Genomic DNA, 24,384 nt, shown 5'->3' on the forward strand with positions numbered 1-24,384 from the left:
CCCTTAAGTCTAAAGCATCCCGAATATTCGGGATGCTTTTGTATTTTTATAACAATTCACAGATTGTTATGATACAGTTTTTAAGGACCCTATTTGGTAACAAAAAATCATTTTTGGAGGAAACAGAACCTATGAAAAAATACTTGATCATAGGCCTCGGCAATATCGGAAGCGAATATGCCGAAACGAGGCACAACATCGGATTCAAGATTTTAGACCAATTGGCCAAGGAGAAGGATTTTACCTTTGAAACCGTCAAATTGGGTGACGTGGGATCGTTCAAGGTGAAAGGCAGGAATATACTTTGCCTTAAACCATCGACCTATATGAACCGAAGTGGAAAAGCTTTGAAATATTGGATGGACAAAGAAAGAATACCCTTGGAAAATGTCCTGGTGGTAACCGATGACATTAACCTGGAGTTTGGTGCGATACGCCTAAAAACAAAAGGTAGCGACGGAGGCCATAACGGACTTAAGGATATCCAACTTTATCTGAACTCTGTCAACTACAACAGGTTCCGTTTTGGTGTAGGTGCCGAATTCAGCAAGGGCAGACAAGTAGACTATGTACTTGGGGAATGGAACGAAAAAGAAAGGGAAGCGCTCCCCGAACGGTTGGAAAGGTCATCCCAACTAATTATTTCCTTTGTTCTTTCCGGAGTTAAAATTACGATGAACCACTTCAACAATACCTAAAGCACCTTAAAGGCAAAGACACCGGAATCCGAACTATTGCCTTCCGCATCCTTTGTAACCACTTTCCAGTAATAGGTATTATTGGAACCTACACTGACGGTTTCTTCCCTTTTGGTGGAGGCCAAGGACGCTTCCAGGATCTCAGGCGGGTTTTCCGTAGAGAAATAAATATCGAATCCGATAATATCATCATCAAGATCGGCGGCAGTCCACTCCAAGGTTATTTCATTATTGATATCCTTAAAAAGTGAAGCCCCATTCTGGGGATTGACCAACTGGGCCGGAAAGGGGACATAGGTGGTTATGGACCCCGCATTATAAAAATTCCATGTACTACTGGTGGCCGTTTCATTAACATTGGTGTTCTTTGACCGTACCAACCAAGAAAATGGCTCTCCTTTGGCAATCGGCAATTTAGCGGATGTACTTTTTGTAATAGTGGTTTGTGTTATATTGGAATTTAAATTGGTCACCCGAAGTTCATAACTCTCTGTATGGTCCGATGCCATCCATTTAAACTCAACCTCGCTTGTTGTATCATTCAAATCACGTCCAGTGGTGCATTCAGAATCTTTATCGGGGAAAACCAAAAGGGCCGCCTCCGGGGATTTTGGTGTACTTTTCTTTTTACACCCCAACAGAAGGACACTACAGAAACAGAATAACAGTATAACTACCCTCATAGTTTTATGACTTTAGATGTTCCTTTTATATGCTCACCCGAGAATTTGACAATATATACCCCAGATGGTAATGTTGACAGGTCCAGGGGTACTTCCGACCCGTTGAACCGATGTGTCTCGGCCCATACGAATCTACCATCCACCGTAAATACCTCAACACGTACATTCGTATCGCTCGTACCCAGAAAAACAGTAGTGGAAGATACAAACGGATTAGGATACACCACGGGTTTCGCACTCAAAAATATAGCCTCCTCATAAACACCCTGGCAAGGTAGATCGGTATACACCTTGAGCGAATTATTGCCTTTTTGCAGTTCGAGGGTTATCTCCGATGCCTTTGTTTGCAACACCTCCCCATTCAATTCAACGGTATAGTTGTCAGACCCTTGAAGGGTCAAAACCGTCAATTCGTTTTCATAGGAGGTTTTGGAGCTCACAAACAGGTCATCGGGCTGTGTAATGACCACCTCAAAACAATACTCCTCATATTGCTGTAAACCGTCCGTTCCTCCTATACACACATTATACGTACCCGCCATTAAATTCCCCAAAGTAAAGGAATCGGTAAAATCGTCATTCACATCCACGCCATTACCACGCACACTAATGTCGTAATCAAGGGTTTCCAATGCAGTGATAGCGATGGCGCCGTCGTTACTATCGCGACAGGCCTCACTTTGTAACGAAACGGTGAAGTTATTGCTCGGAAATCGATACACGGGACATCCGTTTATATCCACCTCGGCACCTATGGGTGTTCCTAAACACAAATCGTCACCATCGTCAAAAACGCCGTCCTGATCATCATCGGGCCTAAAAGCACCCTCTATACAGACATCCAACGAAAAAGCCTTTAAAACGCCTCCATCCGACGCTGCCGTATCATTGATTTCCAATGTCCACTCCCCAAAAAGCGACTCCCCTATAAAAGTCCCTAAAGACCCTATGGGTTTTATTGTCCCGCTGATGGCAGGGTCGCCATTACAAATGAAGTTGGGGGCATCATCGTCAAAAGTGGCGTTAATGTTCTGCAGGTCCCCACATGAATTCGATAGCAAGACCACGGAGGTCCCGGCAGGGGAAATCAATTTAACCACCAAATCGGCCAAATAGGTATGGTCCAATTCTACATGAACATTGATATCCGCCAAGGCCATATCATCATAAAATGCGATTTTCGAGGTTACGGTTGGGGTATCTATGGAAGAGATCTCCAAATCCTTGGCGGCCACCACCGATGTACAGTTATACTCAATCGTAGAAAAGCCGAATGGGGCCGAAAAGGAACCCTCCCCACAACTATTAATAGGTTTTACCCTCCAGTAATAATCGGTTTCATAATCCAGGTTCAAGGGGGAATAGGTATTCTCTAAAACCGTACTGGTCTCAATGATATCCGTAAATAATAAATCAGTAGCGATCTGCACCTCATACGAAGTGTAGGAAGCTGCATCCTCCCATTCCAAAAAGGTCTTGGCGGAAATGTCGATTGCTCCATCGGCAGGGGCCAACAGCGTAGCATCTGGAAAGACGTCGTCATACACCCTTAAATCCAAGATAATACTCTTTGTGACACTGGTGGAGCTCGCCTCAATCTCAACGTCGTACAGGGCCTCTGGCACACTTGCCGTATTCGAAAAGGTAACGGTGACGAGGGTATCAACACTAGTTGTTTCAGGGGAAAAGGTAATATCCAGGCCCAACGGCGGATTCTGCACACTAAAGGTCACCTCCTCATCAAAACCCAAATGGGTCTCATAGTTGAATGTGGTAATCAGATCATTGGGTTGACAAACCTCATATTCCAACTCTGTAAAATTCAAGACTATTTCGGCCTCTTCTATGGTAAAATCCGTTTTGTTCACAGCAAAGAATATATTATCCCTAGCCTTCACCATAATACGGGCGGTTGTTGTCGGTGTTCCCGGCAAAACCACTTTATGGTCCCCATCATTGGGTACATCCTCTGCCAAGGGTATGGTAAAGGTAAGTCCCCCATCAATCGACAAAAGGATATCGACCGACTGCACATTCACTGGGGCCATATTGGTCCCGGCCACATCCCAAACAATATTCTGCACCGTACCTGCCGTATAAATTTGACTCGTGGCTTGTGAAACCACTCGAAAGGGACCGGCATGATCCACGACGGAAACCTTCATCAAATCAAACACCACCTGACCACCACCCACGGCATTATCCCTCACGGTTAAAGCAAAATTCATTTCCCTTTCCACTTCGGACAAGGTCTCCCATGACGAATCCACGGTAGGGCTGGTTTCTGTTAAGTCCCCCGATAACACACTTGAAAGCTTAGGGAAATACCGGGTGGGCTCCGTTGACGGCTTTTGCGACCTAAAATTGGCCCCACTCGGATTTGTGGGCCCAAAAGTGGATTGGGTCACCACACCATCATCAATCTGTTCCCAAGTATAGGTCAACACATCACCCACATCCGCATCCGTAGCATTACCGGTCAACACAAATGGGGTCGACTTCGGTATGACATAATCCGCCACAGGAACGATTACAGGGGGGGTATTGGTAATATTTATGGTTTCCGCACAATCCACCGTATCCAAATACTCGGAGATTTGAAATATGCTGTAATAATGAAAATAATCATCACCGTTCATAGCGACATTGTTCACACCGGAAATACCTGCGTAACCCATAATCGTTGTACCACTTCCCGGCTCTACCTGGACTTGGGTGCCTTCGGATTCAAAAGACCAAGTATGGTTTGCCCCGAATTGATGCCCCATCTCATGGGCAACATAATCCAAATCATACGTATCGCCCTCAGGATTTTCTTTGGAAGAATACCCACTGGCCTTCTTATTGTCGACACAAACGGCCCCTATATAACCCGCATTACCTCCATTCTGATCACTATTCTCAACCTTATGGAACAAATGGCCTATATCAAAGTTAGCCGCCCCAATACTATCCGTGATCGTACTCTGCGCCTCCGAATTCAAATCACTCCCGTAGGGATCCGTATCCCCATCGGTATAAATGACCTTATCCGTATCGGCGACCAGCTCCAAAGTAACCCCTAAATCGGATTCGAACACCTCATTGATCCTGGTTACCGTGGCATTTATGGCTGCCAATGCATCTGCCACCGTACCCCCGTGAAAAGTGGTATATTCCCCTGTCGCGGAGATGGCAAGCCTGAATTTCCGCAACTTTTGATCATCTACCTGCTTTGCGGTAAGCGAAGGCATGGATTGGATTACGGAACTTTTGGTCTCACAGACAAAAGAGGTATCCATATCGGAAATCCCTTCACGGGAATAAACGATATAATCATTACCTGTGGTTTTTTGTATATAGGTGTTCCCCGTTTTATCGGCATGGATGATCATGGCCTGAATGCCCTTATGCGAAACACTGACCCGTATCTTATCCTCACCGTTCTTTAAGCTATAACCTGTGTAGGAACTTATGTTCGGGTATTTGTCGGCCAATGCCTTGGAAAATACGGGTGTTTCCTTAATGGCGTAATCAATAAGCTCACCCTTCTCATTGGGAAACCCCACGGTTATGGTTTTGGACTTACCTTCCCTTCCGAGTTTGAATTGCCGCTTGAAAACGGTATCATCAAAGGAAAAAACGCTCGCTTTCTTAACATTGAACCGATTGGAAATCGATGCCTTTAAGTACGTCTGTGCAGATTCCTGCTTCCAATAATCACGTTGGGAATATCCGTAAAAGGAAAGAAATAATATGGATATTGAAAAAACAAGACGTAATTTTGAAACCATTAAGGGGTTTTTAATCAAATTCAAATATAAGTCTTTTTATTTTTTATTATAAGTGATAACAGTCCAAAGCATCGATAAATATGATAAAAAACACCCTACGGCCATAACCATAGGAACCTTTGACGGGGTTCATATCGGGCATAGGAAAATCTTGAACAAACTTATTGGCAATGCCAAGGACCTCCATCTAAAATCAACCGTACTTACCTTCTTTCCCCATCCGAGAATGGTATTGCAAAAGGACACGGATATCAAATTACTGAACACCATTGATGAAAAAATGATGATCCTTGGCAATTTAGGACTTGATTTTCTAATAATACATCCTTTTACCTTAGAATTTTCAAGGTTATCGGCCACGGAATTTGTGCGCGACATTTTGGTGAACTCACTAAACGCAAAAAAGATAATCATCGGTTATGACCATCGCTTTGGAAGAAACAGGGATGCCAATATCAACGATTTAATAGCTTTTGGCAATGCCTTGGATTTCGAGGTTGATGAAATTCCGGCCCAGGAAGTCGACGAGGTATCGGTAAGTTCCACAAAAATCCGTAAAGCCCTGGAAGACGGCGATATAGAAACAGCCAATAATTATTTGGGCTACCATTATATGTTGACAGGTGTGGTAAGAAGAGGCAAAGGTTTGGGGCGCACCCTCGATTTTCCTACGGCTAACCTTTCCATCAAGGAATCCTACAAATTAATACCTAAAATCGGTGTTTACGTGGTACAGTCCAAGATCGACAATGAATGGGTCTATGGTATGATGAACATCGGGTTCAACCCTACCGTATCGGGAAAGGAGAAAAGCATTGAAATCCATTTTTTCGATTTTAACCGAGACCTCTATAACCAAAAAATACAGGTCGATATTTTGGCCCGTATCCGGGACGAACACAAATTCGAATCGGTTGCGGCCTTGAGAATCCAATTGCAAAAAGACAAAGAGGCATCACTTGCCATACTCAACAAATAATGTTCGATCGTTTACTTTTTAGCAAAATCGATAATGCACCTTTACTGATTTTCAGGGTTTTCTTCGGAATTCTAATCGCTTTGGAAAGTTTTGGGGCCATCGCTACCGGTTGGGTAAATGAAACCTTGATCCTTCCTCGATTCACCTTTAACTTTATTGGATTTGATTGGCTACAACCCTTACCGGGCAACGGTATGTATTTCTATTTTCTCGTAATGGGGACCTTTGGCGTTTTTATTGCCCTGGGCTATAAATATCGATTTAGTATCATCGGTTTTACACTGCTTTGGTTGGGCGTATATCTCATGCAAAAATCGTCCTACAACAACCACTACTATCTGTTGTTCCTGATTTCCTTTTTAATGTGTTTTTTTCCGGCGAACACAGGATTATCCATAGCTGCCAAACAAAACCCTTCCCTACGCACCAACACCATGTTCGCTTACGTGAAATGGATTATCGTTGCACAACTCTTCTTGGTGTACACCTATGCCTCAATCGCCAAACTATATGGCGATTGGCTCGATTTCGGTATTATTGACATCCTGATGCAACAACGTAAGGACTACCCGCTGATCGGCCCCGTATTACAACTTTCATGGGTTCATAAGATCATTGGGGTATCGGGAATCGTTTTCGATGCCTTGATCATACCGGCATTACTGTGGAAACCAACACGTAAGTTTGCCTTCATCATATCGATTTTCTTTCATCTCCTTAATTCCATCATTTTCCAAATTGGGATTTTCCCTTACCTGGCCTTGGCTTTTACGGTGTTCTTTTTTGAACCAGAAACCATCCGTCGTATTTTCCTTAAAGGCAAGCAGGGCTATCCAGCAAACAATTGCGAAGCCCCGCACAACAAAAGCTTGATACTTCTAGGTTGTGGCATCTATCTTATGATCCAGGCGCTACTGCCCATTCGACACCATTTTATAAAGGATGATGTCCTATGGACCGAGGAGGGGCATCGCTTGAGCTGGCGTATGATGTTACGAAGCCGTACGGGCAAAATACAATTCAAGGTCGTCAACAAGGCTGACGGCGCGGCCTATATGGTGAAATTGAAAGACCACCTATCTAAAAAACAATTGCGGAAAATTGCTGCCTACCCCGATTTTATTTGGCAATTCTCCCAATACCTAAAAAAAGAACAAAAGAAGAAGGGTAATAGCGTTTCGGTGTATGCCGTAAACTCAAAAGTAAGTATCAACGGAAAGCCTTATAAAGCCTTTATTGACCCAAAAGTCGATTTGGCCAATGAAACATGGGACCATTTTGGCCATCACGAATGGATATTGCCTTCAAATTTTGGGAACAAGTCCAAATAAAATAGTTGAACCCCAATTGATACATTGATCAATTAACCTTAAATTTGCCTCTTAATCAAAATACCATGCTACAGTTACAGGTCGTAAGAGAAGAAAAGGATAAAATAATCGCTGCACTACAAAAGCGAAATATTGATGCTGCCCCATTATTGGAAAAAGTACTTCAATTAGACGAAAAAAGACGTACTACCCAATCTTTATTGGACAACACTTTGGCCGAATCCAATAAATTATCGAAAGAGATCGGGATGCTTTTCAAAAGTGGCAAAGCGCAGGAAGCGAATGTTCTAAAGGAAAAGACGGGAGGCTTAAAAGAGGACTCCAAACGGTTGGGTGACGAACTGAACACTGCTGCAAAGGAATTACAGGATTTACTGTATCAAATACCCAACATTCCCAACGATTTGGTTCCTGCCGGCAACTCCGAGGACGATAATGAACAGATTTTTATCGAAGGTGACATTCCTACTTTGGATAGTTCTGCCTTACCCCACTGGGAACTTGCCAAAAAATACGACATTATAGATTTTGAACTTGGCGTGAAGATTACAGGTGCCGGTTTCCCCGTTTACAAAGGAAAAGGGGCGAGATTACAACGGGCTTTGATTGCCTACTTCCTGGATAAGAATACTGAGGCAGGCTACACCGAAATGCAGGTGCCGCTGCTCGTTAATGAAGCATCTGGCTATGGCACGGGACAGTTACCCGACAAAGAAGGGCAAATGTACCATGTTGGGGCCGATGACCTTTATCTGATCCCCACAGCGGAAGTACCCGTAACCAATATCTTTAGGGATGTTATTATCAACGAGAGTGATTTTCCTATTTGCCTAACCGGTTATACCCCATGTTTTAGAAGGGAAGCCGGTAGTTATGGTGCCCATGTGCGTGGACTCAACCGCCTACATCAATTTGACAAGGTGGAAATTGTCCGTGTGGAACACCCCAACAACTCTTATAAGGCTTTAGACGGAATGGTGGAACACGTAAAGACCATTTTAAGGGATTTACAATTGCCATACCGAATCTTGAGACTTTGCGGTGGCGACCTAAGCTTTACCTCTGCCCTGACCTATGATTTCGAAGTGTTCTCCACTGCACAGGACCGTTGGTTGGAAATCAGTTCGGTCTCCAATTTCGAAGCCTACCAGGCCAATCGATTAAAACTGAGGTACAAGGATGAAAATGGAAAAACACAGTTGGCCCACACCTTGAATGGCAGTTCATTGGCATTACCTAGGGTCTTGGCAGGAATCTTGGAGAACTACCAAACCCCTGAAGGTATAAAAATACCTGATGTACTTGTCCCCTATTGTGGATTCGACATGATCGACTAAATCGGTTTTTTGCAAACCTTAACATTGGCTTATTCCATTCTACGTATCTTTGGGAAAAACGTGCTTTTGAGAATAATCTTGATCATTTTGGTTTTTTGCTGTGCGCCAATGGCTTCCGCCCAGGATAACTTTTTGGCAAAGCAATATTTCAATGATGGTGATTTCGAAAAAGCCGTGGTTTTTTATGAAAAATTAGTTAAAAAAAATCCAAGGATAACCGATTATTCAGATGGACTAATTGCCTGCTACCAGCAGTTGGAACGCTATTCGGATGTCGAGGATTTTCTGCTCGAGAAAATAGGGCAAGGAAATACCCATCCCATCCTACTGATCCAATTGGGATACAACCATGCCTTGCAAAATGCCCCGGAGAAAGCTTCGGAGTACTACCAACAAGCCCTTTTGGATATTGAGAAGAATCCCAACCACGGTTATGCGATAGCCCAGCGTTTTCAGGAATATTCACTTTTGGATTATACGTTAAGCGCCTATAGAAAGGCGATGGAATTAAACCCCACGTTAGATTATAATTATCAAATGGCCCGTATTTATGGGGAACAAGGGAATATTGATAAAATGTACGATTCCTATTTGAACTTACTTGTCAATGGCAAGACCTCCAAATCGAATGTACTCCGAAGTATCGATGACTTTATCTCTGTCGATCCCGAAAACGAAAACAACCTAAAACTAAAAAAAGCCCTCCTAAAACACGCCCAACAAGACCCGAATTTGTTGTGGAACGACCTTCTAAGTTGGTTGTTTGTTCAACAAAAGCAATACAATAGTGCCTTTAGGCAGGAAAAAGCCATTTTTAAACGTATGGATGGGGGAACCATTCAACGCCTCGAGAACCTCGGGAATCTCGCCTTGAACGACAATGAAACCGAAATAGCAAAATCGATCTTTGAATATATTTCAGAAAAATCGGTGGATGAGATTACCCAATTGAATGCCCAATTGAATTTGATCGATATTCAATTGTTGGAAGAGGACAAAAAGAACTTGACGGGCATTGACCAACAATTCAAAGACCTCATCGCTACCCATGGGTACAAAAGCCAAACGCTGCAACTTCAAATTGCCTATGCGAATTTCTTGACTTTTAGACAGGACAGTCCCGAGCCTGCCATTGGGATTCTTAAAAACTGCTTGGAACTACCCCTGAACACACGGGGCAAAGCCTATGTTAAGCTGGCTTTGGGGGATATTCTGGTTTTCGACAAAAAATTCAATGAGGCCCTTATCTACTTCTCACAGGTACAAAAAAGCCTCAAAAATGACGTACTCGGACAAAATGCGAGATTCAAGGTCGCACAAACGAGTTTTTACAAAGGGGATTTTGATTGGGCCCTTACCCAATTGAAAGTGCTGCGCAGTTCCACCTCACAGCTGATAGCCAATGATGCCATGCAATTAAGCTTGCTTATTGCGGACAACTCCTTGGAAGATTCGACACAAATAGCCCTTAAAAAATATGCGCGAGCCGACCTTCTGGCCTATCAAAAAAAGACAAAAGAGGCTATAGCCGTGCTAGACGACATCCTTCAAAACCACAAGGGAGAAAAAATCGAGGATGAGGCACTTCTTAAACAGGGAGAACTCCTCGTGGGACTCAAGGATTATGAAGCCGCCAAGTTCAATTACCAAAAAATAACGGAATTCTATGCCAACGACATTTTAGCCGACGATGCTTTATTCGCCCTTGGGGAACTTTATAGAAATGTATTGAACGAACCCGAAAAAGCGAAGGAACAGTACGAAAAGATCATTTACAATTATCAAGACAGTTATTATTTTCCCCAAGCACGAAAGAATTTCAGGATGCTTAGGGGCGATAGTATAAATTAAAGGCCCATCCTAAATCCTTCCATGTGGGAGGAATGATTGCTATGTTCATGAAAAAATACACAGTTGGGTTTCTATATAATTATTAAACAAGTTTAAACTTCCCCTTTGGGAGGATAAAAGAGCGGACAATGTATATATACAACGTTACAACGAATATTGACGAATCGGTACATGACCAATGGCTTACTTGGATGAAGGACACCCATATTCCGGATGTATTGGCTACCGGGAAATTCCTTTCCGCCAAAATGTGCAGGGTAATGATGGAAGAGGACATGGGAGGTATCACCTATGCCGTACAATTCACAACTATCGACAGGAAAACACTACAGTCGTATTATGACGAACACGCCCCCGCATTACGGAAGGAAGCCGTAAAATTGTTTTCCGATAAATTTGTTTCATTTCGAACAGAACTGGAAGTTGTAAGCGAACACTAAATATGGGTAAAAGAAAAAAAAAGGGCTCAAAATCCTATAACCAGAATCCGAAATTCCACAAGGATCATGGCCCCGTAAAGGCCAAAAAATATTTAGGGCAACATTTTCTAAAAGATGAGACCATAGCCAAACAGATTGCAGATACCCTCTCTTTTGAAGGATACCGCAATGTTCTGGAAATCGGTCCCGGTACCGGGGTGTTGACCAAATACCTTTTACAAAATGAAATCGATTTGGTAGCTATGGACTTGGATTCGGAGTCTGTCACCTACCTCAACCAGAGTTTTTCTTTGGAGCATCCCGAGATCTTGGGCAACAACAGCACCTTTAAGGTTCTTGAGGCCGATTTTCTCAAATATGACCTATCATCCCTCTTTGCTGCGGAACCCTTTGCCATTACAGGAAACTTCCCCTATAACATTTCAACCCAGATTGTTTTTAAAATGTTGGAATGGCGCCATCAGATTCCTGAATTCTCAGGTATGTTCCAAAAAGAAGTGGCGGCACGTATCTGTGCCAAGGAAGGAAATAAGACCTATGGCATACTTTCTGTTTTGGCCCAGGCCTATTATGATGCCACCTATCTCTTTACCGTATCACCCGAGGTTTTTGACCCTCCACCAAAAGTACAATCGGGCGTTCTTCGTCTTACCAGAAAAGAAAATTTCAATCTCGAATGTGATGAAAAGTTATTTTATAGGATTGTAAAAACAGCCTTTAACCAACGTAGAAAAACACTTCGAAATAGCTTAAAAAGCTTTGAGCTTTCAGATATTCTCAAAGAAGATGCTATCTTTGATCAACGCCCCGAACAATTGGCGGTAGCTGATTTTATTGGGCTGACAAAGAAAATTGCGAATGACTCCATTTAAACTCACAGACGAGCTTCTATCAGAAATAGAGGCCCTGATAGAGGACCAAAAGAATTCCCGTTTGGAATCGCTTCTGAATGAGGTGCATTATGCCGATATCGCTGAAATCATCAACGAACTCAGTGAGGAGCACGCCACTTACCTGATCAAGCTTCTCGATAGTGACAAAACCTCTGATGTCCTTACCGAACTCGATGAGGATGTTCGTGAAGCCATCCTGAACAACCTCTCGGCAAAAGAGATTGCAGGAGAGCTCGAAGAATTGGACACCGATGATGCGGCGGATATTGTTGGGGAACTTCCCAAGGAAATCATTCATGAGGTCATCTCTGAAATTGAGGATAGGGAACACGCCAAGGATATTGTTGACCTGTTACGTTATGATGAGAATTCGGCGGGTGGACTCATGGCAAAGGAGTTGGTGAAAGTCCGTGAAAGCTGGAATGTACTTACCTGCGTCAAGGAAATGCGCGCCCAGGCCGAAAATGTAACCCGGGTACACTCGATCTATGTGGTCGATGACAATGATAAATTGAAAGGTAGATTGTCGTTAAAGGATTTACTGACCACCTCTACAAAAAGCCATATCAGTGATGTCTATATCCCCAAGGTAGATTCGGTCAGTGTAAATGAAAAACCGGAGGAGGTCGCCAAAATCATGTCAAAATACGATTTGGAGGCCATTCCCGTGGTGGATGAAATGAATCGTCTGGTTGGTCGAATCACCATCGATGATATTGTGGATGTTATCCGGGAAGAAGCAGAAAAGGATTATCAAATGGCCGCTGGTATCTCACAGGATGTAGAGGCCGATGACAGTATCTGGAACCTTACACGGGCCCGTCTTCCATGGCTGTTCCTAGGCCTAGTCGGTGGACTGGGTGCTGCCGCCATTATGGGCAGCTTTGAAAATATGATCAGTAGTCATGCCATACTTTTTTTCTTTACACCGCTGATTGCGGCCATGGCAGGTAACGTGGGTGTACAATCCAGTGCCATTATCGTACAGGGACTTGCCAATGATGATCTAAAAGGGGGTGTCGGAAGCCGTTTGATAAAAGAAATGCTTTTGGCCATGTTGAACGGGGTTGTCCTAGCGACCGTACTACTGATTTTCACTTGGGTCTATAAAGGTGATTTCTTAACCTCATTGGCCATCTCCATATCATTGGTCGTGGTCATTATCGTAGCCGGACTCATAGGCACCTTTATCCCATTATTCTTGCATAAAAGAGGTATTGACCCTGCAATTGCCACAGGACCGTTCATTACTACCAGTAATGATATTTTCGGTATTCTAATCTATTTCACCATTGCTAAAATACTCTTGGGCATTTGATTGGAAATCCCTGAACTGAAGTATATCCTATTGAACCTAACATCGTACGAATGAAAGCAATCAATTTAAACGAAAAATATGCTGAATTTAAATCCCAATGGCATCCTCACCAGATTGCCGTTGTAGATGACATGCAAGTACTCTTGGCTAAGATACAAGGGGAGTTTGTCTGGCATGCCCATGACCAGGAAGACGAACTCTTTCAAGTAATCAAAGGAACACTCTACATGCAATTCAGGGACAAAACCGTTGAGATCAATGAAGGTGAAATTATTGTAGTCCCTAAAGGTACCGAACACAACCCCATGACCAAAAACGGGGAAGAAGTACAGATCTTACTGTTCGAAAAATGTGCCACGGCACATACGGGTACCGTGACTGATGCAAAAACACGGACACATTATCCCAAAATTTAATGCCAATGACGATTCCTACTTAAAAAAATACAGATCGATCCCCCATTAAAATGAACCCAACCCCTCGCGGGAGTCGCAACTACTTTATATCTTTACTTTATGAAAATATTACACCTAGACACCAATCACCCGTTGATGATCGAGCAATTCGCCGAACTCGGGTTCCAAAATGATGAGGATTATACCTCAACCAAGGAAGAGATCGAAAAGAGGATACATACCTATGATGGGATCATCATTCGCAGTAGGTTCAGTATTGACGCCAAATTCCTTGACAAGGCCACCAATCTTAAGTTTATAGGACGCGTGGGGGCCGGACTGGAAAATATTGATATCGACCACGCCAAAAGCAAAGGCATATTCTTGGCTTCGGCCCCGGAAGGCAATAGAAATGCCGTCGGTGAGCATACCCTGGGCCTACTTCTTTCCCTCTTGAACAAACTGAATAAAGCGGACCTTGAAGTAAGAAATGGAAAATGGTACCGGGAAGACAACCGGGGCTTCGAGCTCGATGGCAAAACCGTGGGTATAATCGGTTACGGCAATATGGGAAAGGCCTTTGCCAAAAAACTTAGGGGATTTGACGTCGAAGTGATATGTTATGACATTGTTGGCGGTGTTGGTGATGAAAACGCCCGTCAGGTGGGTATCATGGAACTTCAACAAAAAACCGATGTCCTTAGTTTACACGTACCCCAAACACCGGAGACCATAGGCATGATCAATGATGAATTCATCAATGGCTTTCAAAAACCGATCTGGTTATTGAATACCGCCCGGGGCAAATGTGTGATCACGTCGGATTTGGTCAAGAATTTAAAATCGGGCAAAATCCTCGGTGCCGGATTGGATGTCCTGGAATATGAAAAATCATCGTTCGAGGACATGTTCGATGAACACAACATGCCTGAAGCCTTTGATTACCTTATAAAAGCCAAGAATGTACTCTTTACGCCCCACGTTGCCGGCTGGACCGTTGAGAGCAAAGAAAAACTGGCACAAACCATCGTCGATAAAATAAAGGAAAGATTTTGTTAACTTTAGGATTGTGAAAAAAACAGTTCTGGTTTTTGGGATATTGGTTTTTGCCCTTTTGCTTCTTTTTCAAGTCAGTAAATACGCAATGGTGACCGGAAGCATGGACACGGAAATCATTATTGCCATTGTTGCCTTTGTGTTTTTTATGGTCGGGGTTTACCTGCATAAAAAAAGTCTTCATGTAGATCAGTTCCCCAAAACGGGAGTGAATCGTGAAAAAACAAAATCCCTGGAAATAAGTCCTCGGGAATATGAAGTCTTGAAGGAAGTTGCATTAGGCTTATCCAATAAGGAAATTGCAGATAAATTGTTCCTATCGGAAAGCACCATAAAAACACATGTATCCAATTTACTGGTTAAACTGAACGCAAAAAGAAGAACACACGCCATTCAAATCGCCCATGAGCTCAAGATCATTTAATTTTTACCCTAGAATACCAAATATGTCCATTTTGGTACTTTAGTATGAGCTACTTAAGCCTCCCCCATATTAGCTTTGACCAACTAAAACAGTAATTATGAAAAAAGTCGTTTTAAAATATGGTGGTTACGGATTTGTTCTTTCCACGGTGCTTTTCCTCCTAGGACTTTATATTGGAAAGGGAGTTGCTTATTCCACCCAGGAAGTTATTGGGTATGTAACGATTATCGCTTCATTGGTTTTTGTTTTTTTTGGGATAAAACATTTTAGGGATAAAGAAAACCAAGGTAAACTCTCCTTTGGCAAAGGCATGATCATCGGGATATCGATTTCGGCCATTTCCGCATTGGGCATAGCCCTTGCCGATTTGATTTATACCACTGCCATTAACCCGGATTTCTTTGAGGAATATAAGGCCGTTATGGTCGCGGAGGGGTATGAAGGGGAAATTCCTGAATACAGTAGTGGTTTTATGGCATTCATTATGTTTGTAACGGTATTGACCATAGGGGTGATCATAAGTTTACTATCCTCACTTGTCCTCCAACGTAAAAAATGACCGTATGCAATCAAAGGCCACCACACCTGAAGAATATATCAATGAATTGCCCGATGACCGTAAGATCGTCATTCAAAAACTCCGGAAAACAATTCTAGACCATCTACCGAAGGGATTTAAGGAACAAATGAATTATGGCATGTTGGGGTATGTGGTCCCCCATGACCTTTATCCCGAAGGATACCATTGCAATACAGCATTACCTTTGCCTTTTATGAATGTGGCATCCCAAAAGAATTTTGTCGCTTTGTACCACTCCGGTATGTATGCCAGTACGGAATTATATGACTGGTTTGTCGAAGAATACCCAAAGTATGCAAAAACAAGGTTGGATATGGGCAAAAGCTGTATCCGATTCAAAAACATGGAAACCATTCCCTACGGACTCATCGGTGAACTCTGTACAAAAATGAGCGTAGACGATTGGATTACCCACTATACAAAAAACATAAAAAAAACGTGATCCATGAAAAATAGAGTTACTGGTCTCGGTGGTTTTTTCTTTAAGACCAAAGACCCCGATAAAATAAAAGAATGGTATAAAAACCATTTGGGACTGAACACCGACCCATATGGATGTACTTTCTGGTGGAAGGACCAGGAAGGCAATGACTGTTCTACACAATGGAGCCCAATGAAAGAGGATACCCCCTACTTTGAACCTAGCAAAAAACAGTTCATGATGAATTTCAGGGTAAGCAATTTAGTGGAGCTCTTGGATGTCCTGAAAAAGGAAGGCGTGACGGTAGTCGATGAAATCGAGGAATATGAATACGGAAAATTTGGATGGATATTAGATCCCGAAGGGAATAAATTAGAGCTTTGGGAGCCCATTGACAAAGCCTTTCTTTAAAAAACCACATGCATACCCAAGCCCATAACGCTATTTATTTGGCAGTGAAAGTTTTCTGCCTCCATAATGTTTGGTACCTTTCTCCGACTGTTTAAGTTTTTTTATTACATTTAACCTTAGTATTAACCACCAAAATATTTAACATGTCAGAAGAAAATAAAGACTTAGGGGACAAAGCTAAAGACCTAGGGGATAAAGCCAGCGAAAAAATCGAGGACGCTAAAGACGCGACCAAGGAATTTGCAGAAGATGCAAAGGAAAAAGCAAGTGATTTTGCCGAAGATGCCAAAGAGACCGCTAAAGAATTTACCGATAGCGCCAAAGAGGCCTTTAGTGGTGCAGGCGGGGAAAACAAAAAGATCCTTGTTGGAATCCTGGCGATAATCTTAGGCTCCTTGGGGGTTCATAAATTTCTTCTCGGATACCAAAAAGAAGGTTTTATCCTTTTGGGTGTTACCATAGCTGCTTATGTACTCTCTTGTGTGGGTGTAGGTTTGTTATTCGTTTGGATCCCAAGTGTCATTGGATTAATAGAAGGAATCATATACTTGACCAAATCGGATGAGGAGTTTTACAACACCTATCAGGTAGGTAAAAAGCCTTGGTTCTAAAATAATAAAAGCCGAAAATCAACATTCGGCTTTATTTATACATCTATTTATCGTAATATTGCGATGTACAAATATAATAAGGAAAACTATGAAAACAAATGAATTCTTGGTATTGCTTAGGTCCAACCCAGGTAAAAGCCTTCTTTTCGAATACAAAGAAGGGCATCTTGTCGGAGCCAATTACCACATTACAGAGGTAAAGAATACCATCATCGATGCCATCGACTGTGGTGCAAACACCGATTCTTGGAAAGAAACCGTTGTACAACTCTGGGAAAGCCCAAAGGAGAAAGGTAAAAGGGACTATATGACCACCGATAAGGCCCTGGCAATATTGGACAAGGTTGACCGTATAAAACCCATGGAGAAGGAAGTGGAGATCAAATTTGAATACAGCAACCCTTCCTTTCATACGGCACAGCTTTATGTAAAAGGACATTCCATTGCCTCCGGGAAACTAATGTTGCGATTGGGTGTGGAACGAACGGATTGTAAAGCAAAGGCCACCTGCGGGCAACCCGTTGAAAACATCGAACAGGAAGTTGCGTGTTGCACCCCCGGAACGGGATGCTGTTAATCCCACCACGATGGACATACGCGAAATGCATCCCGCTGATTGGGATTCGGTAGCTCAAATTTACGCTGAGGGAATCGCCACCGGTTATGCCACCTTTGAAAAAAGCATACCCGCTTACCAAGCTTGGGACAAAGCCCATCTCCCGTCATGTAGATGGGTTGCCGTGGAAAACGACCGTATATTGGGATGGGCAGCGCTATCCCCGGTATCAAGCAGATATGTGTATAGGGGCGTGGCCGAGGTGAGTATTTATGTTGGTACCGCCTACACGGGTAAGGGTGTGGGTACCATACTCATGCATTCCCTAATAGCAAGCAGTGAAAATGAAGGCTACTGGACCCTTCAGTCGGGTATATTCCCGGAAAACGAAGGAAGCATTGCCCTGCATAGGAAAGCAGGTTTTCGCTATATCGGTATACGGAAAAAGATCGGTCAATTGGAGGGTATTTGGAAAGATAATCTACTCTTTGAGCGGAGGAGTAAAATCGTTGGCGCTTAATCCTTATCTTTCCTGTACAATTAACTTGCTTGGGCCAATCACCCATGTAGCGGAAACCGATTAAACGAGAAAACAGATGAAGAACATTTTGGTAATGTGCACGGGTAATTCCTGTAGAAGCCAAATGGCACATGGTTATTTGGAAAAACTACAAGATGGTTTGGCCAATATTTATAGTGCGGGGATAGAAATCCACGGCCTAAACGAAAGGGCCGTGGCCATTATGGCCGAAGATGGCATCGATATTTCAGGACATACCTCGAACCACGTCACCGAATACCTCGATATCGATTTCGACTTTATCATCACGGTCTGCAACCATGCCAATGAAAACTGCCCATATATTCCGTCCAAAAACGCAAAACGTCTGCATCATAATTTTCTAGACCCTTCCAAAGCGGAAGGCTCCGCAGAGGAGAAACATAAAATCTTTTTAAAGGTCAGGGATGAAATAAAGGAATTTTGCCAAAAATTCATTCTTAGGGAATTACACTAATCCCCATTATTCTGTTGGTTCTCCGCAAACTTCCTTTCCAGCTCGGCCTGAAACTCTTCCATAACGGGCTTAACCGTGCTTTCCGGCAAATCGGCAATACGTATATACATTAAGCCATCTACCGAATTATTAAAAAGTGGATCCACATTAAAGGCCACTACCTTTGCGTTCTGTTTGATATATTTCTTGATCAACACGGGAAGCCTTAGATTACCCGGTTCAACCTCATTGATCATACGATCGAATTTATTAAGATCTGCCTTGGTCTCATCAAAGATAAATTCCTTGTCCGCATCCTTAAGTTTTACCTTAAACTCCTTTTTTGGGCTTATGTATTGGGCCACATAGGGATCCCAATAGTTACTTTTCATAAACTCGATCATCAAGGATTTCGAAAAATTGGAGAATTGATTACTGATACTCACCCCGCCAATCAGGTATTTATGCTCTGGATGCCGTAGGGTTGTGTGCACAATCCCTTTCCACAAAAGGAACAAGGGCATTGGTTTTTGTTGGTATTTCTTAATGATATAGGCCCTGCCCATCTCTATGGACTGCCGCATCATGCCATGCAACTCGGGCTCAAAACGAAAAAGGTCCTGCAAATAAAAGCCGTCGATCCCATGCTTTTCATAGATTTCAGAACCCATACCCATACGGTATGCACCGACTATTTCCTTATCCTCGTCATCCCAAAGGAACAAATGATGGTAATATTCATCAAACTTATCCAAATCTATGGAATTGTTGGTTCCCTCCCCGATGGCCCTAAAGGTTACCTCACGCTGTCGGCCTATTTCCTTCAGGATAAATGGCATGTCATTGGCCTTCGCCAAAAAGACCTCATAGTTCTTACTTTGCAACATTCTGCAGTCCTTCTCCCGAAGCTTTTCAATCTCACCCTCAATGACTTCAGTCCTAACGGCAGAAGCAATTTTTTTAGGCATTTTAGGAAGTTTCAAGGAGGTGGGCAACTGATCGATCAAACGTTCCTTTTCATAGGCATTGGATAGTAGGTAGGTCTTCTTACGAAGCAACTCGGTAAATTCCTCCAAGGTCTTTTGCTCATTTTGCATTGCTACCGATATCGGTTGTCCTATCCTAACCTTAATGGGTCTATTTCTTTGGGAATATATCTCCGAGGGTAGTTTCGCCGTTCTAAAGACATCACTGATCTTGGACAATCTATAGAAGAACTTACTATTCCTTGCATGAAAATATATGGGAACCACGGGAACATTCGCCCTACGGATCAATTTAAGGGCAGACTCCTCCCAAGGCTTATCAACGATCAGCTTTTCATCCTTATAGGTAGACACTTCCCCTGCAGGGAAAATACCCAAGGGATGCCCATCCCCCAAGTGTGCCATCGCACTTTTGAAACCTGCAATACTACTTTGTACATCCTTGTGGTTCTCAAAAGGATTGACAGGTAGGATATAAGGGGATATCGGTTCGATCCTATTCAATAGGAAATTGGCGATAATCTTAAAATCGGACCTATTGCTAACCAATAATTTCAATAGCAGCACCCCGTCAATACCCCCTAAGGGATGATTGGATATGGTAATGTAGGCCCCTTCTTTCGGCAACCGTTTGAAATCCTCTTCGGGCACTTCAAAATCTATCTGGTAATGCCGGAGTATGGCATCCAGAAACTCGATACCTTCGAGATGCTCGTGCTTAGTGTAGAAGTCGTTTATTTCGGAAATCCGGGTAATCTTCATTAGGACCCACCCCATAAAAGTACCCAAAAAACCATATTTATCAAGATTGATTGCTTTGGCTACTTCCTTAGCGGTAACTAAACCCATGCTCTTTTTCATTTAGGAAGCATAAATATAGTAAAATCCCTATTGGAAGCACCATTTTAACTGTCCAGAATACATTTTTACGACAGTTATTTCACCACCAATTGTACGGTTTCATTCGCCCTTTGCTCCAACAGGATTTCCTTACCTTTCTGTAAGGTTTCTATGGCATTGGTATTGAAATGCCTAATGGTGTAGAGTGAAACACCTTCGTAGCACACCACCTTAAACCTACTTTTAAGCAAGTTCAATAATTCTTGCAACCTACCGAATCTATTGTCTACACATACAGAAAAACTAATAGCGGAATTTTGGATAAGGTCTACCTTGATCTTATGGTCATAAAACATCTTGAAAAGATCACTGATGTTGTCCTCTACGATGAACGAAAAATCCAGGGAAGAAAGTCGCATCAATACTTGGTCCTTCTTCATGATATAACAAGGGACCTGTGGCTCCAGGGTTGTTCCCTTACCCACCTTGGTGCCTGCCCCCTTCGGATTTATAAAAGATTTCACCAATAAGGGAATCTCTTTGCGTTGTAGTGGTTGCAACGTTTTGGGGTGGATGACCGAGGCTCCGTAAAACGCCAATTCTATCGCTTCACGATATGAAATCTGATTCAGTAGTTGGGCCTCTTCAAAATAACGGGGATCCGCATTCAACACACCGGGGACATCCTTCCATATGGTAACCGAATTGGCATTGAGACAATACGCAAAAATAGCCGCGGTATAATCGGAGCCCTCACGCCCCAAGGTAGTGGTAAAGTTGTTGTCATCACTACCTAAAAAGCCCTGGGTAATATAAAACTTATCCTTATCCACGCCCTTTGATATGCGCTCTTGGGTGATTTCCCAATTGACCATGGCATCCCGATAATTGTTATCGGTCTTAATAAAATCGCGTACATCCAACCATGAATTTTTTATCCCCTCATCATTCAGGTAGGCACTTAATATCGTGGTCGACACCAATTCACCATAACCCACCACTTGATCATAGACAAAATTATAATTGGGTGATTTATTCCAAGCCAGGAAACCCCGAACCTCATCAAAAAGTACTTTTACCTTATCAAAAATCGGGTGTTTGTCCGAATTGAACAGATCCAACATAATGGCATTGTGATACTCCACAACTTCCTGAACCGCGGAATTAAGGGCATTCTTATCCTCAAAATAGAAATTTACCACCTTCTCCATGGCATTGGTACTCTTGCCCATGGCAGAAACCACCAACAATGTATTGTCATGACCTACTTCCTTCAAAACCTTCACAAGGTTCTGTACTCCGGCAGCATCCTTAACCGATGCCCCTCCAAATTTGAAAATTCTCATATCTTATTTAAATAATTCCATATTCCTTTTTCGTCCAATTGCACGACGTCCCAATCGCGCATGACCCGTGCCCCTTTCTTTTCATAGAATGCAATGGCAGGCTCATTCCAATCCAATACCTCCCAATTGATGCGTTTTACACCGAGCTTGGCCCCATAGGCAACAACCGCATCCAAGAGTGCCGTACCCAAACCAGTACCGCGCATTGTTTCGGCCACGACCAAATCCTCCAAATGGATTATGGGTCCTTTCCATGTGGAATATCGATGATATACCAAGGCCATACCCACCACTTTGGCATCAGATTCTGCCACAAAGCAATGGAACAGGACATTTTCCCCAAAACCATCACGCACCAAATCCTCTACAGTAACCTCTACGGCATTGTCCTCCTTTTCAAAACTGGCCAACTCCTTGATTAGACCAAGCACTTGGGGCATGTCGGCCACAACGGCATCTCGAATTGCAAATTCCATAATTGTTACAAATAAAACACGAAGTTATAAATTTAAAAAATCAAATTATTCCGAAAACGTTGTAGTTTCACAAATTACACGATATTTGTATTCAAAACACACAAAAAACCATGTTAGGCAAAAAACACAAAACACTTGGAGAGTTTATAATCGAAAACCAATCGTCCTTTCAATATTCCTCTGGGGAATTATCAAGGCTTATCAACGCCATTCGCCTAGCGGCCAAAGTTGTAAACCATGAAGTGAACAAAGCGGGGTTGATCGATATTCTAGGTGCTGCCGGAGATACCAACATACAAGGGGAAGACCAGCAGAAGTTAGATGTACTTGCCAATGACATTTTTATTCAAACCCTAAAAAACCGTGAGATCGTTTGCGGTATCGCCTCTGAAGAGGAAGATGATTTTATCAGCATCAACAGTAATGATGAAAAGCATCAGAACAAATATGTGGTATTGATCGATCCCTTGGATGGCTCTTCCAATATCGATGTGAATGTCTCTGTTGGGACGATCTTTTCCATCTACAGAAGGATTACACCGGCAGGCACACCCGTACAACTGGAGGATTTCCTGCAACCGGGCAATAAACAGGTCGCGGCAGGATACATTGTCTATGGCACTTCCACCATGTTGGTCTACACTACAGGGGATGGTGTGAACGGCTTTACCCTTAATCCGGCCCTTGGTACTTTTTACCTTTCACATCCGGATATGAAATTCCCTGATAACGGAAAAATATACTCGGTGAACGAAGGTAATTATGTTCACTTTTTACAGGGGGTAAAAGATTATATAAAATACTGTCAGGAAGAAAAAGAGGACCGACCCTACACCTCAAGATATATAGGATCTCTTGTCTCTGATTTCCATAGAAATATGATTAAGGGTGGAATTTACATGTACCCAAAGAGCAGTGTTTCGGAAAGCGGGAAATTACGCCTGTTGTACGAGTGCAACCCAATGGCTTTTATCGCCGAACAGGCAAATGGCAAGGCTATTGGCGGTCGAACAAGAATACTTGATATCGTGCCTACGGAACTACATCAACGTGTTCCCTTCTTTGTTGGAAGCAAAAATATGGTGGATAAACTACAGGAGTTCCTCGATAAATATAAATAAGCCCTAGGTCTTTGCAAGGCAATGATAATCCCTGCCTATTTATTTATCATGTACAAATAGTCGTCAAAGTCTATTCGTCCGGAAAAAATCGCAATTGATTTTCCAATGATCTTATCCGCTTTATCACTCGGGTAACCCAACCCTATGGCATATTTTTTCAACAAAACCATTTCGTCGTCGTCAACTTCATTGTCGGCGAAGATAATCTTGAAAAGATCGAATAGGCGTTCCAACCTTTCCTTAGAACTATTTTGGGGATCAATCGCGTATTTAGTCGGGGTTTTCATCACCTCCTTAAAATCGGCCTCAGAAATATCCAGCTTATTCGCGAATCTTTCCAAAAGTTTCATTTCATAGGAATTCACGTCCCCATCAACAGCCGCCAAGGAAGCTATTGCGGCAAAATGAGCCAAATTCCTCCGTTTCCCACTATGGTCGTATAAATCTAAAATAGGCATGTTTACTTCATTTAATTTCAACAAATATAATTTTTTAAAAGTGATATATAAACCTACATATGATTATTTTATCTTGTACTTTATCCTATCAAAGTCGGACCGATCAATGTCAAGATACCCACTTTGCCCAATTGCGGAAGACCGGTTAGACCGACAAAGCAAAAAGCCCTTTGTTTTTCAAAAGCGCACTTGAAGCACAATTCCCCAAGGAAAAAACCGCGCCTTACTTGCTTCCCAACACCCGAAAACGTAAAAAAAGAGGACGAAGGCTAGGCCTTACCCAAAAGGCATGGTTATAAAAATATAACCCTTCCCTTGGGCAACCAAGGGCTTCAACCTATATTTGCACTTGTAAAAAAACAAACCAGCCTGGATATGTCCAAGGTTAGTTTAACCAACTGTTCT

Annotated in this window: 25 protein-coding genes; 19 read left to right on the forward strand and 6 right to left on the reverse strand. The window is 42.7% G+C overall.

The window, feature by feature from the left end; all coding sequences use genetic code 11:
* The first annotated feature begins 68 nt into the window (after positions 1-68).
* Positions 69-698, forward strand: a complete 630-nt coding sequence (gene pth, locus LX92_RS13605) for an aminoacyl-tRNA hydrolase (protein ID WP_109651519.1) — start codon at positions 69-71, stop codon at positions 696-698.
* On the opposite strand, the gene LX92_RS13610 is transcribed toward pth, so the two are convergent.
* Positions 695-1,381, reverse strand: coding sequence for a hypothetical protein (locus tag LX92_RS13610; protein WP_109651521.1), 687 nt, complete (start codon positions 1,379-1,381; stop codon positions 695-697). The two genes, pth and LX92_RS13610, sit on opposite strands and share 4 nt — an antisense overlap.
* On the reverse strand, positions 1,378-5,154 hold the full coding sequence (locus LX92_RS13615; protein WP_109651523.1) for a reprolysin-like metallopeptidase: 3,777 nt from the start codon (positions 5,152-5,154) through the stop codon (positions 1,378-1,380). The genes LX92_RS13610 and LX92_RS13615 overlap by 4 nt, the downstream gene beginning before the upstream one ends.
* A 52-nt stretch (positions 5,155-5,206) precedes the next feature.
* Between LX92_RS13615 and LX92_RS13620 the strand changes: the two genes are divergently transcribed.
* The 17 genes from LX92_RS13620 (at position 5,207) to LX92_RS13700 (ending at position 18,773) form a co-directional block, all read left to right on the forward strand.
* A complete protein-coding gene (locus LX92_RS13620; protein ID WP_109651525.1) occupies positions 5,207-6,133 on the forward strand; it encodes a bifunctional riboflavin kinase/FAD synthetase in 927 nt (308 codons plus the stop codon).
* Positions 6,133-7,464 (forward strand): HTTM domain-containing protein, encoded by a 1,332-nt coding sequence (locus LX92_RS13625; protein ID WP_109651527.1) that lies wholly within the window; start codon positions 6,133-6,135, stop codon positions 7,462-7,464. Before LX92_RS13620 ends, LX92_RS13625 begins: the two co-directional genes overlap by 1 nt.
* A gap of 65 nt (positions 7,465-7,529) precedes the next feature.
* A complete protein-coding gene (gene serS, locus LX92_RS13630; protein ID WP_109651529.1) occupies positions 7,530-8,801 on the forward strand; it encodes a serine--tRNA ligase in 1,272 nt (423 codons plus the stop codon).
* 108 nt (positions 8,802-8,909) lie between these two features.
* Positions 8,910-10,652, forward strand: coding sequence for a tetratricopeptide repeat protein (locus tag LX92_RS13635; RefSeq protein ID WP_109651531.1), 1,743 nt, complete (start codon positions 8,910-8,912; stop codon positions 10,650-10,652).
* Between the two features lie 128 nt (positions 10,653-10,780).
* The gene (locus LX92_RS13640) at positions 10,781-11,092 is read left to right on the forward strand and encodes a DUF4286 family protein (protein ID WP_109651533.1); all 312 of its coding nucleotides are present in this window, start codon (positions 10,781-10,783) and stop codon (positions 11,090-11,092) included.
* 2 nt (positions 11,093-11,094) lie between these two features.
* Entirely contained in the window at positions 11,095-11,964 is an 870-nt protein-coding gene (rsmA, locus tag LX92_RS13645) for a 16S rRNA (adenine(1518)-N(6)/adenine(1519)-N(6))-dimethyltransferase RsmA (RefSeq protein WP_109651535.1), read from the forward strand.
* On the forward strand, positions 11,951-13,303 hold the full coding sequence (gene mgtE, locus LX92_RS13650) for a magnesium transporter (RefSeq protein ID WP_109651537.1): 1,353 nt from the start codon (positions 11,951-11,953) through the stop codon (positions 13,301-13,303). Before rsmA ends, mgtE begins: the two co-directional genes overlap by 14 nt.
* 50 nt (positions 13,304-13,353) lie before the next feature.
* Complete coding sequence (locus tag LX92_RS13655; RefSeq protein WP_109651539.1) at positions 13,354-13,719, forward strand: cupin domain-containing protein; 366 nt, start codon at positions 13,354-13,356, stop codon at positions 13,717-13,719.
* 99 nt (positions 13,720-13,818) lie between these two features.
* Entirely contained in the window at positions 13,819-14,757 is a 939-nt protein-coding gene (locus LX92_RS13660) for a 2-hydroxyacid dehydrogenase (protein WP_109651541.1), read from the forward strand.
* A gap of 10 nt (positions 14,758-14,767) precedes the next feature.
* Positions 14,768-15,178, forward strand: a complete 411-nt coding sequence (locus LX92_RS22980) for a response regulator transcription factor (protein ID WP_109651543.1) — start codon at positions 14,768-14,770, stop codon at positions 15,176-15,178.
* Between the two features lie 97 nt (positions 15,179-15,275).
* Complete coding sequence (locus LX92_RS13670; RefSeq protein ID WP_109651545.1) at positions 15,276-15,737, forward strand: DUF4199 domain-containing protein; 462 nt, start codon at positions 15,276-15,278, stop codon at positions 15,735-15,737.
* A gap of 4 nt (positions 15,738-15,741) precedes the next feature.
* A complete protein-coding gene (locus tag LX92_RS13675) occupies positions 15,742-16,200 on the forward strand; it encodes a DUF1801 domain-containing protein (RefSeq protein WP_109651896.1) in 459 nt (152 codons plus the stop codon).
* A 3-nt stretch (positions 16,201-16,203) separates the two neighbouring features.
* On the forward strand, positions 16,204-16,590 hold the full coding sequence (locus LX92_RS13680) for a VOC family protein (RefSeq protein ID WP_109651547.1): 387 nt from the start codon (positions 16,204-16,206) through the stop codon (positions 16,588-16,590).
* A 143-nt stretch (positions 16,591-16,733) separates the two neighbouring features.
* Positions 16,734-17,201 (forward strand): NINE protein, encoded by a 468-nt coding sequence (locus LX92_RS13685; protein WP_109651549.1) that lies wholly within the window; start codon positions 16,734-16,736, stop codon positions 17,199-17,201.
* Between the two features lie 88 nt (positions 17,202-17,289).
* On the forward strand, positions 17,290-17,778 hold the full coding sequence (locus LX92_RS13690) for a DUF6428 family protein (RefSeq protein ID WP_109651551.1): 489 nt from the start codon (positions 17,290-17,292) through the stop codon (positions 17,776-17,778).
* A gap of 10 nt (positions 17,779-17,788) precedes the next feature.
* The gene (locus LX92_RS13695) at positions 17,789-18,277 is read left to right on the forward strand and encodes a GNAT family N-acetyltransferase (RefSeq protein WP_109651553.1); all 489 of its coding nucleotides are present in this window, start codon (positions 17,789-17,791) and stop codon (positions 18,275-18,277) included.
* A 76-nt stretch (positions 18,278-18,353) separates the two neighbouring features.
* The gene (locus LX92_RS13700; RefSeq protein ID WP_109651555.1) at positions 18,354-18,773 is read left to right on the forward strand and encodes an arsenate reductase ArsC; all 420 of its coding nucleotides are present in this window, start codon (positions 18,354-18,356) and stop codon (positions 18,771-18,773) included.
* On the opposite strand, the gene LX92_RS13705 is transcribed toward LX92_RS13700, so the two are convergent.
* From LX92_RS13705 to LX92_RS13715, 3 genes are all read right to left on the reverse strand, one after another.
* On the reverse strand, positions 18,770-20,587 hold the full coding sequence (locus LX92_RS13705) for a GNAT family N-acyltransferase (RefSeq protein WP_109651899.1): 1,818 nt from the start codon (positions 20,585-20,587) through the stop codon (positions 18,770-18,772). The two genes, LX92_RS13700 and LX92_RS13705, sit on opposite strands and share 4 nt — an antisense overlap.
* An 86-nt stretch (positions 20,588-20,673) precedes the next feature.
* Entirely contained in the window at positions 20,674-21,924 is a 1,251-nt protein-coding gene (locus LX92_RS13710; protein WP_109651557.1) for an aspartate kinase, read from the reverse strand.
* Complete coding sequence (locus LX92_RS13715) at positions 21,921-22,400, reverse strand: GNAT family N-acetyltransferase (protein WP_109651559.1); 480 nt, start codon at positions 22,398-22,400, stop codon at positions 21,921-21,923. The genes LX92_RS13710 and LX92_RS13715 overlap by 4 nt, the downstream gene beginning before the upstream one ends.
* A gap of 110 nt (positions 22,401-22,510) precedes the next feature.
* Here LX92_RS13715 and fbp point away from each other — a divergent pair, with 110 nt between their 5' ends.
* Positions 22,511-23,521 carry a class 1 fructose-bisphosphatase gene (fbp, locus tag LX92_RS13720; protein ID WP_109651561.1) on the forward strand — a complete coding sequence of 337 codons (1,011 nt, stop codon included), beginning with the start codon at positions 22,511-22,513 and terminating at the stop codon, positions 23,519-23,521.
* Positions 23,522-23,556: 35 nt separating this feature from the next.
* Here the strand turns inward: fbp and LX92_RS13725 are convergent, their stop codons facing one another.
* On the reverse strand, positions 23,557-23,979 hold the full coding sequence (locus tag LX92_RS13725) for a TerB family tellurite resistance protein (RefSeq protein WP_109651563.1): 423 nt from the start codon (positions 23,977-23,979) through the stop codon (positions 23,557-23,559).
* Between the last annotated feature and the right edge of the window lie 405 nt (positions 23,980-24,384).

The sequence above is a fragment of the Maribacter polysiphoniae genome (assembly GCF_003148665.1).
GTDB classification, from domain to species: Bacteria; Bacteroidota; Bacteroidia; order Flavobacteriales; family Flavobacteriaceae; genus Maribacter_A; species Maribacter_A polysiphoniae.